This is a genomic window from Caballeronia grimmiae (assembly GCF_000698555.1).
GTDB lineage: Bacteria > Pseudomonadota > Gammaproteobacteria > Burkholderiales > Burkholderiaceae > Caballeronia > Caballeronia grimmiae.
This window is the reverse complement of record NZ_JFHE01000049.1, coordinates 1-11,813: the sequence shown is the minus strand read 5'-3', so window position 1 is coordinate 11,813 and position 11,813 is coordinate 1. Positions and strand designations below refer to the sequence as shown.

13 protein-coding genes and 1 tRNA gene are annotated in these 11,813 nt (G+C 61.9%); 10 read left to right on the top strand and 4 right to left on the bottom strand.

Features of this window, described 5'->3' with window-relative positions; all coding sequences use genetic code 11:
- Positions 1-19 precede the first annotated feature (19 nt).
- From BG57_RS27545 to BG57_RS27535, 3 genes are all read left to right on the top strand, one after another.
- Positions 20-109, top strand: a tRNA-Ser gene (locus BG57_RS27545).
- Positions 110-1,007: 898 nt separating this feature from the next.
- Positions 1,008-1,463 (top strand): hypothetical protein, encoded by a 456-nt coding sequence (locus tag BG57_RS27540; RefSeq protein WP_152562721.1) that lies wholly within the window; start codon positions 1,008-1,010, stop codon positions 1,461-1,463.
- Between the two features lie 300 nt (positions 1,464-1,763).
- Positions 1,764-2,153, top strand: coding sequence for a DUF3597 domain-containing protein (locus tag BG57_RS27535; protein ID WP_035970060.1), 390 nt, complete (start codon positions 1,764-1,766; stop codon positions 2,151-2,153).
- Positions 2,154-3,105: 952 nt separating this feature from the next.
- Here BG57_RS27535 and BG57_RS27525 read toward each other — a convergent pair.
- Positions 3,106-3,390, bottom strand: a complete 285-nt coding sequence (locus BG57_RS27525; RefSeq protein ID WP_035970087.1) for a hypothetical protein — start codon at positions 3,388-3,390, stop codon at positions 3,106-3,108.
- Between the two features lie 199 nt (positions 3,391-3,589).
- Between BG57_RS27525 and BG57_RS27520 the strand changes: the two genes are divergently transcribed.
- Entirely contained in the window at positions 3,590-4,171 is a 582-nt protein-coding gene (locus tag BG57_RS27520) for a hypothetical protein (RefSeq protein WP_035970056.1), read from the top strand.
- Positions 4,172-4,446: 275 nt separating this feature from the next.
- Positions 4,447-5,190, top strand: a complete 744-nt coding sequence (locus BG57_RS27515; protein ID WP_035970055.1) for a DUF2968 domain-containing protein — start codon at positions 4,447-4,449, stop codon at positions 5,188-5,190.
- A 32-nt stretch (positions 5,191-5,222) separates the two neighbouring features.
- Here BG57_RS27515 and BG57_RS27510 read toward each other — a convergent pair whose 3' ends face one another.
- Positions 5,223-5,450: a hypothetical protein gene (locus BG57_RS27510; protein ID WP_035970054.1), complete on the bottom strand. Its 228-nt coding sequence runs from the start codon at positions 5,448-5,450 to the stop codon at positions 5,223-5,225.
- 136 nt (positions 5,451-5,586) lie between these two features.
- On the opposite strand from BG57_RS27510, the gene BG57_RS27505 reads away from it, so the two are divergent.
- Positions 5,587-5,832, top strand: coding sequence for a hypothetical protein (locus BG57_RS27505; protein WP_035970053.1), 246 nt, complete (start codon positions 5,587-5,589; stop codon positions 5,830-5,832).
- 43 nt (positions 5,833-5,875) lie between these two features.
- On the opposite strand, the gene BG57_RS27500 is transcribed toward BG57_RS27505, so the two are convergent.
- Positions 5,876-6,385, bottom strand: coding sequence for a PRC-barrel domain-containing protein (locus BG57_RS27500; RefSeq protein WP_035970052.1), 510 nt, complete (start codon positions 6,383-6,385; stop codon positions 5,876-5,878).
- 201 nt (positions 6,386-6,586) lie between these two features.
- Between BG57_RS27500 and BG57_RS27495 the strand changes: the two genes are divergently transcribed.
- A complete protein-coding gene (locus BG57_RS27495) occupies positions 6,587-7,267 on the top strand; it encodes a reverse transcriptase-like protein (RefSeq protein ID WP_035970050.1) in 681 nt (226 codons plus the stop codon).
- Positions 7,268-7,270: 3 nt separating this feature from the next.
- Here the strand turns inward: BG57_RS27495 and BG57_RS27490 are convergent, their stop codons facing one another.
- Complete coding sequence (locus BG57_RS27490) at positions 7,271-8,014, bottom strand: SDR family oxidoreductase (RefSeq protein ID WP_035970085.1); 744 nt, start codon at positions 8,012-8,014, stop codon at positions 7,271-7,273.
- A gap of 298 nt (positions 8,015-8,312) precedes the next feature.
- On the opposite strand from BG57_RS27490, the gene BG57_RS27485 reads away from it, so the two are divergent.
- From BG57_RS27485 to BG57_RS27475, 3 genes are all read left to right on the top strand, one after another.
- Entirely contained in the window at positions 8,313-9,392 is a 1,080-nt protein-coding gene (locus tag BG57_RS27485) for a porin (RefSeq protein ID WP_035970048.1), read from the top strand.
- Positions 9,393-9,409: 17 nt separating this feature from the next.
- On the top strand, positions 9,410-10,036 hold the full coding sequence (locus tag BG57_RS27480) for a LysE family translocator (protein ID WP_035970047.1): 627 nt from the start codon (positions 9,410-9,412) through the stop codon (positions 10,034-10,036).
- Positions 10,037-10,233: 197 nt separating this feature from the next.
- Positions 10,234-11,760: a peptide MFS transporter gene (locus BG57_RS27475; RefSeq protein ID WP_035970046.1), complete on the top strand. Its 1,527-nt coding sequence runs from the start codon at positions 10,234-10,236 to the stop codon at positions 11,758-11,760.
- Positions 11,761-11,813: the final 53 nt, after the last annotated feature.

Genomic DNA, 11,813 nt, shown 5'->3' with positions numbered 1-11,813 from the left:
GGTATAATTGCGGACTTCCGGAGAGATGGATGAGCGGTTTAAGTCGCACGCCTGGAAAGCGTGTATAGGGTAAAACCTATCGGGGGTTCGAATCCCCCTCTCTCCGCCAGAGATTTATGAAATCCCGCATAGTCATTGAGACTTGCGGGATTTTTGTTTTAGCGGTCGGCAAAACGGCTCACGGTCGTTGACGACACCGATTCATGGTTATTGGTGCCTTCGAGTTTAGGCGCGACAACTGTGTCGAATCCTGAAAGTCGGGGGGCTGGTCGGCGCATTGGCGAATATATTCGGATTGGCGAGGCAGCGCCGTCTCCTAACGCATCGCCAGTTCTATGTGCGTGTCAGACGGACTATCACGAGCGCGTGCTCTGGGCACCGTATCGCCGCATCGCTTCTTTTGCCATTCTTGTCGCTAGCTGGTTGTGTGGTCGCTTACCATCGCGCGCGATTATGAGCAATCCGATCAGAGATGAGTCCCGCGTCACATGACAAAGACACGCGGGGCGCGCTTGCTTGAAGCCGTCGAACCCGTGTGATTCGGTCACCGCCTAGGTTGAAATTGATCAATTGCAGCCTGAGGTCATCGGAATCAGATTTTTCATGCTATTTGGCAGTCGTCCTGAACAATGGAATAAGTGGGCGATTCAATTGCGCTATGGCGAATCGCTGAAGCATCAAGAAAGCAGTCGAACCGATACCACATCCCACTCATCTTCCCTTTTTAGGTCTGCTCCGATGGCGAGAGGCAGAGCAGTTGCGCTTCAATTTCCCACATACGCTCATCCACAAATCAATAAGGAAAACAAAGTATGAAGGGTCCAGCTTTGAGAGGATTAGCGTCCGCGCGGGCGATGAAAACGACTATCGCTGTCCAATGAATCGGGTGGCTGTCGCAAGCAAGCACAACGCGCTTGATGAACGCATGAGATTTAATCGACCCTATGCCGTCATTGCCGATCGGCACGTGCAAGTACCGCGAGCGATCGACAATGGAGCAGTGCAACATGTTCAGTCCGCTGATTGAACGCATCGACACTGAAGGTTCGCTGCGCGATGAGTGCATAGCTAATTGCGATGCGCCGGTTCTGGCATTAGTGAAATCGATGAACATCCGCAACTCCAGCTTTGCCGACGAGTCTAGCGTTCCGATTCGATGTCGTATGCAAACACATCAGCGACGTCAAACGCTGACTTATAACGGACAATTTCCTATGCGAGTCATACCCCCCATCCCGATTACGACGAAAACCCAGCGGCGCGCGGTCGCCAGACGGCTGTTACGCGGAGATATCACCATGCAGGACGCGGCGCTGGAGCGCGGCGTGAGCCCTGTGCAGGTGCGTGATTGGCTCAAGGAGTTGGGCTATTGGGAACAGTACGATGCTCTCCGCAAAGCGCTCAGCGACCTGCGGCGAAAGCGAACCCGCCAGGCCAGAAGAGCGATGCGGCAAATGCCTTAGTAGGGCGGCAGAAGAGTTTCTGTGGCGTCGAGAATTCGCGGACTCTTGCTGCCCGCGTCACGGGCGCATGGCGCCTCGGACTCGTTTCGATAATCTGCCAGCCGATACGCAAACGGAGCGCGCCGCCGAATTGAAGCGTACTACTGGCCGTCCCGCTGCAATATTTCGTCTTCATTCCGCTCGAATTGTCCACGAGGGTCAACTGAGCCGCGATGTCCGCGTTAAGGCGCGGCAGGCTCGCTGCGGTCGAAGCGTCAGCCCTGCGTTCGGCCGTATTTCAATTCGAACAAGGACACAGACATGAGTATCTTCGGTGACATCGTGGGCAAGATCTTCCACAGAGCCAAGCCGGAGCAGCCGGCGCCGGTCGTCGAGCCGGACCCGGCGCCTGCGCCCGCCGTCGAGGGCAGCGCGCCCTCTCAGGCCTTGGCAGATATCGACGTCGCGGCCGTCCTGGATCAACTCGCGAGTGAGAGCAGCCAAACGCTGAACTGGCGCGTGTCGATCGTCGATTTGATGAAGCTGCTGCAAGTCGACAGCAGTCTCGAACATCGCAAGCAACTTGCAACTGAACTGCATTACGGCGGAGACATGAACGATTCCGCGTCGATGAATATCTGGTTGCACAAGCAGTTGATGCAGGCGCTTGCAGCTAACGGCGGGAAGCTGCCGGCCGATCTGATCGGCTAAGCACACGATAGTCGAACGAAAGCCCGCGACCGTCAGGCGACAATTGCGGGCTTCTGTGAATCTGCTTAGCGAGGGAAGTTAGCGGTTTGCGGCCTCAGACGAATCAGCGCGCCGTCTACTTGCTTCGCGACCGCGCGAACGCTGCGATGGGGTCGTCCGCGAAGGCTGCAATCGGATCGGATGCGAACGGTGAGCTGGACACCTTCGGCTTGGCGTGCGGCTGTAGGGCATCGCTCGTATGAGGCGGGGCCGCATGTACGTTGACGTGTCTTGGCGTGCGCCTCAGCGTCGTCTTTGCCGCCCACCCACTCTTCGGTGTACTTGGCGAAAGCCGGCGCGGTCATGATCATCGCAATGGGAATCAGGACGAGTCGAAAGGCGTTACGTACTGGCATGAAGTCTTTCTTTTTGTTTGTCGAAATGCAAAGGCTGAGGAGCGAGCATCGGCGAACGAGAGCGGACGAGCACAACTCATGCCGGACCCGTCAACGACGCCCGTGACCTGCTTTTGTGTGTGGGGAACAGCCCTCAATCTCGGGCAGCTTGAATGCCCAAGTTGCGGACCAGCGCGCTATGCGCTCGTCGAGCGGCATCTGCTCACTGGCAGGGAAACGCGGTGGATTCGCGAAGCCGCCCAATGGTGCGCACGCGAGTTCCTGGCAACGAAAGCACGTGTGCGCGCGTGGTGCCGTGCATGAAACGCGGCAGCGTTACGTCGCGATGTGCGTCCACGGAAATGCGCGAGTTGTTCATTGCAGATTGCCTCGTCCGAGCCAAGGAAGGCGCATTTGAACCGCTAGCCTCGCGAAATACAGCCAGATTTTTCCTAATTACGCCAGGCGCAACGATCTTTTACGAATCACGTCGTCTAAAGACAAATGGTTAGAGCATGGTGTCGCACTTCGCTGGTGACGATGCCTGGCACCCCGACGCAGGCATCGTCTCTCGCGGCTTACTGCTTCATCGTGCCGGTCGCCTTCCCGCCACCAGACGGCGCTGTCGATGCGTCCGGAGACATGCCTTGCTCGCGCTGCTGCATCAGCGTGCCGCTGCCGGACGTTCCGGCCGGTGCGCCGCCTTGCGATGCATCATTGGAGCCCGGCATCGGCGATGCGCTCGGCTGCCCCTGCATCTGTTTCGGACGTTGATTCATCTGATCGCGCGACATGTCTTGCGCGAAAGTGGCTGTGCTGGCAAGCGCGAGGAGTGCGCCTGCGATTGCTGCGGTCGCTTTCATGACTGTCTCCTGGTATTGGGCGCAAGACGCGCCGCTGCACTCGTTCAGCATCGACCGTGCCGCGGCTCGTCAAAGCGACTACGATTAAGCGTGTCGGCTGAAAGCGATGGCAATTGACTGCCGATTCTCTACAATTCGCGATCCAAACGAATTTAGCGACCCAAAAACCAATTTATTGGTTATTGCGACGGAGTGTTTCATGTCGACCACACTTAACGATTTTTTGGCATGGAGCGAACGCTTGCCGGATCAGGCTACCGAGGAAGCGAAATTGCTGCATGCCTTGATAGAGCGGCGCGAAGCCGAATTAAGGACGGGCATCGCCGATCTGATTGCCGCAGTGAGCCAGCGCGAGAACTGGAAATTGCAAAGATGTGCGGCCACCGCCCGGCGCGTCGAACAAACGTCTAAGTTGCATCTGGAAGCGGTCTATGAGTATTTCCGCGACCGCAGCGAAGGACGCCTGCATTACGAGCCGCCGGAGGTTCTTGCCGACTCGCTCGGCGACCAGTCTGCCGGCCCCGACCGCCTGTGCGAGCCGGTGCTCGCGCACGCCAGCGCGTCAGCTACAAACGCTGAAGGTTCGGTAGCCACGCCGGTCATCGAACTGTATGGGCGATTGCAGTCGCTCGAAGCGCTCGTGGCTCAAACGCCAGGTATTGGTTGCGGCGTTCAGGGTGTCAGGATCATGCGCATGGTGGCGCTGATGTCGAAAGCGCGGTCAGCGCAACTGGCGAATCTGCGACTCAGCGGAACGCAGGCTGTCTATCGCCATTCGTGATTATCTGTATTTTTAGGTTGCCGCGCGAAACACGATTTCGCACGAATTATGACGCTTTGTCTCTGTATTAAAACGTTGGCGAGGCTTCGTGAAACCGTAATTGCATCCGTTTATGACTCGCCTATACTTGGATTTCATCAGCCGATAGCGAACGGGCGACGTCATTTGCAATCCAGATGAGTTCCATGCAACGTTATCGGCAGCCGATCGCGCATGACTTCGATTCGTGAACGCTCGATTTCGAGTATCGTCGGCAAGCCAACCCTGGAGTCATTGTGAAAAGCCTGCTAAGCAGACGAGGCACCCTTCTCGAAAGCACGCCGTCCTTCCTGGTGCGGCAAAAAACGAATGCGCCGGTCGGTTTCGCCGCACCGCTCAGATCCGATGTCGATACCTCGTCCGACGACCTCCCCGCGAAGGCGCTGCCCGCCGCGGCTACCCCGCGTGTGACGCCGCTGCGGGCGGTCGGCGCAATGGCGCAACCGGGACCGCCCGCGCTGCAGGCCGCGCAGATTGCCGAAGTCGAATGGCTGGTACAGCAAGGAGTGCTCGCAACGTTTCGCACGTTTCAGAGCTTCGCTTATTCGGCGAGCCTGTTTTTCCATCCGCGCGACCTGACCTACTATGCCGTGCTTCATCACGAAGACGCCGTCTGGCGCGTGCTGAAAGCCGGCGATATCAGCGCCGCCGAGCCGGCATTCCGCCATTTCGCGGAGCAGGCAATGCGCCTCGCGGACGCCGACATGCGGCGTATCCATCTCCAGGCACAAAACGACCAGTTTGCGCGGCTCATCGCGGATTCTGAAGCGCAGGTGGAACGCGTGCGCGTCGATCTTCAGCGGGGCAGCACGCAGGACCAGGAAGTCGCGCTCAGGCAGCAGGAGACTCGCAAGGAACTCGCGCAACTGGAGGCGCGTCGCGTCGCCGCGCAGGCGCAGCTGAACAAGCTGCAAAGACAAATGCATCAGTTGACGGCGACCAGCAACGAGAACGTTCCCTTCCTGCCGTCCGGGCGCTGAAGGCGGAATGACGCAACGGGCGCGCTGCGCGCTCAGTGATCGCTTTTGGCGGCGTAAGGCGGGCGTTCCTGCGAGATGTAGCTGCTGAGTCCGCGTCCGGCGCGGGCGTGGCGCTTCATCTGCTCGACATGCGCCCGGCCCGGCGTGCCATAGTCGTACAAATAAGTGACGCCGTTGGCGAAGCGGACCTCGATGCTATCGTCCCGAATCTCGAATGCGGATACACCGGAGTTACCGGCCAGATTCCGATAGGGCGTCATCAGCTTCCTTTCGTCATTCGTTCGTGTTGACGCAGCGCGCCGTCCGCGAACGACAGATTCGAAAAGCCGGGCTAAAGAACAAGCAATCCCGGCCGATATCGTTGTCATGTGTCAGCGACGGGGGCCTCAGGCAGTCATGGAAAAAGACCAATTGCCGTTTCTCGATTCGGACGATCCGCATTTTCAGCATGCACGCGCGCTGAGTCTGTCCGTTGGCGCGATTCGTCGCGCGCAAGGTAAGAGTAATCCGAACGACTTTCCGGTCGGTTCGCTCGAATGGCACTTCGCCGTCGAGGATTTCGCGAGCGATGTGCTCCGCGCGCTGATGGGCGACGGTTCCGAAACCGTCGACATTCCGCTCGGCGAACGTCCGCTCGACTAGCGAGACCGGCGCGCCGGGGCGATGCCGTCCCGGCGCGTCGCGATCAGAGCTTGACGCCGCCCGCTTCGGGCGCGTCCACGCCTCCGGGCGGGATTGCGCCGGTGGCGGCGACGTCGCTCGACCGCGTGTCGTTCGACCAGTACGGCTCGCGGCCGTAGTGCGTGTGAACGCTGCTCGCCCAGACGCGGTCGGCCATCGACGGCCACGCGTCCTTGTCGAAGCCCGGCGCGTTGCGCACCTGATCGGCGGTAGCGGCGATGCGGAAGCATCGATTATCGGTGTCGAGCGTCAGCGCGCTCCACGGCACTGCCAGCAATTTGTCGCCGATGCCGAGAAAGCCGCCGCTTGACAACACTGCATACGCGATGCGGCCGCTCCGTACGTCCAGCATGATTTCCTTCACCGAGCCAACGTCGTGTCCGTCGCTGCTGAGCACCGGATTGTCGTCGAGCGTGCTGGCAGCCATGACGTCTGGCCCCGGACCGGCAGCCGTCGACGCACCTTTTCCTACGATCGTCGCGCCGCCGGAAGACTGCTCCATCGATTGATTCATGATCTGCTCCTTGCAGGTTCCAGGCCGATGCCTGGCGGGTTGTCAGATCAACGCGGTTTCGCCAGCCGTGCGTGTCCGGTTATCTTCCTCCGCGAGCAAGGAACATGCCGTCATGCCGTCTGTGGCGCATCCACCAGTGCCGACGGGTGGCGCGCGCAGGCGTCTGCTAAGCTGCCCGCTCCTCAATCCCACTTGCCGCTCATGGTCGAATTGCACGAACTGCTTGCCGTCGCCTACAAGAAAGAACGCTTGCGAAGCCGCAGGCTTGTCAGGCACGCGGGATTGTCGGAGCACGCGGCACTCGTGCGAACGCTAGAGGAAGCGGCGGCGGAGCAGTCTTTGCGCGATCTGGTCGACGCGCGCCGCGCCGCGCAAGCCAAAGCCGCCGATGCATTGCGACTCCGCCAGCTCGAACGTGCGACGCGCACAAAACGACGCACGGCGTTCGACGATTCATCGGCCGGTGAAAGCGACGCCTGGACCGGCTGGTTCGATGGTTCCGCGCTGCCGAATCCGGGGCGCATCGGCATCGGCGGCGTGTTGAAGGCGCCGCACGGCGAGCGCATCGAGATCAGCGCGACGGCGGGTATCGGCGATAGCAGCGCAGCCGAGTATCTTGCGCTGCTCGCGCTCCTCGAGGCAGCGGTGCGGAACGGCGCGACGCGACTCGTGATCTACGGCGACAGCCGCGTCGTCATCGACGACGTCGCCGCACCCGCAAGCGCCGGTATCCGCCGGCTCGCGGATCACGCCGAGCGGGTGCGCACGCTCATCGCGCAGATCGGCGATGTGCGCCTGCAATGGATTCCGCGCGCCCGCAACGCCGATGCAGACCGCCTCTCGCGGCAGGCGCTCGGACTGCCCGCGCTGCGCGCCGCCTGAGAGTCAGGCCAGTTCGCGGATGTCGGCGGTCGGCGCGCTGCCGAACGCATCGCTCAACAAGTAATCGACGAGCTTGCGCGCCGACTCTTCGGGCGTCGCGAGCTGGCCGTCGCGCTTGAGCGCATCGAAGCGCTCGCGCAGCGGAAATTGGTCGAGCCCGGCGCCGCGAATCTCCGCCTGCATGTCCGTATCGACGACGCCCGGCGCGACGCTGCAAATCCGCAGCGACGGGTTGTCATCGAGCGCGACGGCGCGGGCGTGGTGATCGAGCGCGGCTTTCGTCGCGCAGTAGATGCTCCAGCCGGGATAGGCATTGCGCCCGGCGCCGCTCGAAATATGAGCGACGCGGCGATCCGCCACATGCGCTGCCTGCGCGGCGAACGCAGCGGCGATCATCAGCGGCGCGGCCACATTCACGCTGACTGCGCGTGCGATTGCCGCGGCGTCCTGACTCGCGAGCGGCCCGACCGGGGCGAGCAGTCCCGCATTGTTCACCAGCACCACGCGATTCGCGCCCGCCACGAACCGCCCGAGCGCGCCGTCGGCGAGCCAGGCGGTGAGGGCGGCGAGATCGGCGAGGTCGAGTTCGACTTCCTGCAGCCGGCCGGGATAGCGTGCGGCCAGCGCGGCGTTGCGATGGCGCGAGAGCGCCAGCATGTCGGCGTCGAGCGACAGCAGCGTGTCGGCCAGCGCCGCGCCGAGGCCGCGCGTGTGGCCGGTGACGATTGCGAGAGTTTTGTTGGGCATCGAATGGTCCGGTTGCATGAGGGAAGCGTCGCGTCGATTCTAGCGACAGGGCGCGACGCGTGCGGCGGCGCTAATAGCGTCGAATCGGCAGAAAGGAAAGGGGCAGACGGTCGTTCGTTGGTTAGAGGTCACAGCGCGCCCCTACGCGGGTTTTTTACCTGACAAGATCGAGCGAGGAATCGACAATCTCGTCAGTCAAAAAACGCATCCGGAGCATCTTATGCCGATCAGTCCCGCAGACTGCCTTTCCGCCGCACGTCCCGCCCGCACTCGCTATCGAGCGGAATCCAGGGCCGTGATGGCCGCGTGTATCGCGTTCGTCGGCATTCCGGCCTGTGCGTGGGCGCAAAGCTCCGTGCAGCTTTATGGCGAACTCGACACCGGCGTCGCGTATGTGAACAACGTCGGCGGCCATGCGCAATATCGGCTGACCACCGGGACCATCGACGGCAGCTACTGGGGCCTGCAAGGATCGGAGGATCTCGGCGGCGGCGCACGGGCGATCTTCCGCCTGGAGCGCGGCTTCGCGGTATCGACGGGCGAGGGCATCAACGATCATCCGATGTACGTCGGACTCGGCGCCGATGATCTCGGCACGCTGACCTTCGGCCGCCAATACGACTCGCTGCACGACTATTTCGCGCCGTTCACGCTGACGGGCGGCACGGGCGGGACCGCGTTCGCCCACTTGCTCGACAACGACAACGCCAACAATTCGTTCCTCGCGGCCAATTCGCTGAAGTACACGAGCGCGACATACGGCGGATTCAGCTTCGGCGGCCTCTACGCGTTCTCCAACCAGGCGGGACAGTTCGCGAACAATCGCGCGTACAGCATTGGCGCGAATTATTCGGCGGGTTCCTTCAGCGCGGGCGCGGCTTATCTGCACAACAACGGGCGCGGCAACACGGCCAATGGCGCTTACGACACGCTCACGTTGCCTGGCGCGGCGCCCGGCGCGGTAGTCAACGCGACCGTGCAGCGCCAGAACACGTTCGGCGTGGGGATGAGTTACGGCATCGGCGATTTCCAACTGGCGGGCACGTTCTCGCGCTCGGTCAACACCGGTCCCGTCGATGCCGACACCGGCGACGCGCTCGCCTCGCTCGCGCTCAACAACTACGAGGTCAACGGCATCTACAAGCTGACGCCGGCCATCCTGCTCGCGGGCATGTATGTGTACACGAACGGCGGCGGGGCGCACTGGCACGAAGGCGCGTTGCAGGTCGACTATCTGTTGGGCAAGCGCACCGATGTCTATGTCGAGACGATCTATCAGCGCGCGTCGTCGCAAGCGCCGGCGATCATCAACAGCAACGACCCGGCAAGCGGCCGTAATCAGCTCATGTTCACGACGGGCATCCGTCACCGCTTCTGACTCCCGGCAGGTGCATCGTGTCGCTCCAGACTTTCTGGTTGTTCGTTCCGGCGTGCTTCGCCATCAACATGGCCTTCGGGCCGAACAACATGCTCTCGCTGTCGAACGGCGCGCGCGAAGGCGTGCGCGCTTCCGTGCTGGCGTCGTTCGGGCGGCTGGCGGCGTTCGCGATCATGATCGCCATCGCGGGACTTGGGCTCGGCGCTTTGTTGCTCGCGTCCGAAGCGCTGTTCACGGCGGTGAAGCTCGCGGGCGCGGCGTATCTCGTGTGGATCGGCGTGAAGCTGATTCGCTCGGGGCCGTCGCTCGTTCCCAACGGCGACGCGGACGGCCCGGCGGGCGTCGCACGGCTGATGCGCCAGGAGTTTCTCGTCGCGGCGGGCAATCCGAAGGCGATTCTCGTCTTCACCGCGTTCTTTCCCCAGTTCGTCGATCGCACGGCCTATGCGACGAGCTTCGCCATCCTCGGCGCGATCTTTCTGCTGCTCGAACTCGTGGCGATCGTCGTTTATGCCGCGCTCGGTGCGCGTCTGACCTCCTTCTCGCGCGGCGCACGCAGACTGAAATGGTTCAATCGCACGAGCGGGGCGCTCATGATCGGATTTGGCCTCGTGCTGGCGTTCGCGCGCCGGCCCGCCGGGTGAGTGCCTCAGTCCTTCGCTCCGCTGTTTCTGATTCGCGCAAGCGCATTTCAAGATACGCGCTCGCCGCGGAATCCTGATCGGCGATAATTGCCTGTTTCTGGCAGCCATCGTCCATTACGGGGCGATGTTCGTTCCCACTCCTGAACGCGTTACTCGAAAACGCGACGCACTGCTTATCGCTGTTGAAGGATTTCCCAATGAAGAATCAAACGCCCGCGGTATCGCGGACGCGCTCGTTCACGACCGTCTTCCTGATCGAAATGTGGGAGCGTTTTGGCTATTACGGCATGGCGGCGCTGCTCGTGCTGTTCATGATCGACAAAATCGGTTTCGCCGATGAATACGCGAACCTGACCTGGGGCGCATTCACCGCGCTGGTTTTCGCGGCGCCGTCGGTTGGCGGCTGGATCGGCGACAAGGTGCTCGGCACCCGCCGCACGATGACGATTGGCGCGGTCGTCCTCGCCGCTGGTTATCTCATGCTCGCGCTGCCTTTCGATGCGCTCGGCTTCCTGTATGCGTCGCTGGGCGTGGTGGTCGTCGGTAACGGATTGTTCAAATCGAATGCGGCTAATCTCGTGCGCCGCATCTATGAAGGCGATGACGCGCAAATCGACAGCGCCTTCACGATTTATTACATGGCGGTGAACATCGGCTCGACAGCGTCGATGCTGGCGACGCCGTGGATCAAGGACCATTGGGGCTGGCATGCCGCGTTTGCCGTCTGCTGCGGCGGCATGCTGCTCGGCCTCGCCAACTTCGCGCTGATGCGCCGCACGCTTGCGCATATCGGCTCCGCACCGGACGATCAGCCGATCCGCTGGCACCACTTGGCTGCGGTCGTAGCGGGCGGCGTGGCGCTCGCAGCGGCGACGGTCTTCATCCTCCAGCATCAGACGGTGGCGCGCGCGTGCGTGCGGGTGGCCGGGCTCGGCATTCTGGCGATCTTCGGCTACATGCTCACGCGATGTGATCGCAGCGAAAGGGCGGGCCTCGTCGCCGCGCTGATCCTGACGATGCAGGTGATCCTTTTCTTCGTGTTCTATCAGCAGATGTCGACGTCGCTGACGCTCTTCGCGCTGCGCAATGTCGACCCGGCGTTTTCGATCGGCGGCGTTCATCTCTTCACCTGGAGCGCGGCGCAGTTTCAGGCGCTCAATCCAATCTGGATCATGTTCCTGAGTCCTGTCCTCGCCGTGCTTTATGCGCGGCGCGCGCGGCGCGGGCGCGATATCCCGGTCGCGGGCAAGTATGCGCTGGGCTTCGTGGTCGTCGCGATCGGCTTTTTCGTGTTCGGCCTGAGCGGGCGATACGCCGTGGAAGGGCGTGTGTCGTCGTGGTTCATGGTGGCCGGCTACGGACTGTATTCGCTCGGTGAATTGCTGGTGTCCGGGCTCGGCCTCGCGATGATCGCGCGTTACGTGCCGGCTCGCATGGGCGGCTTCATGATGGGCGCATATTTCGTGGCGACGGGTGTATCGCAGTACTTGGGAAGCCTCGTCGCGAACATGGCGCGCATGCCTTCCGGCGATCTTGATCCGCTGCGCTCGCTGCCGCTTTATACGCACTTGTTCGTCTGGCTCGGCTGGCTCGCGACGGGCGGAGCAGTGGTCGCGATTCTCCTGTTGCCGCTCCTGGGCAAGCTCTCGCGGGCGCACCTTAATGCTGTGTTCGCCTCGAACGATGGCGAAGGCGCGCGATTGGGCACGGCGTCGGCGTCGTAATGAAAAGACTGTTTGACTTCGTAGGCGCGTCCGGTCTATAATCTTTTTCTTCA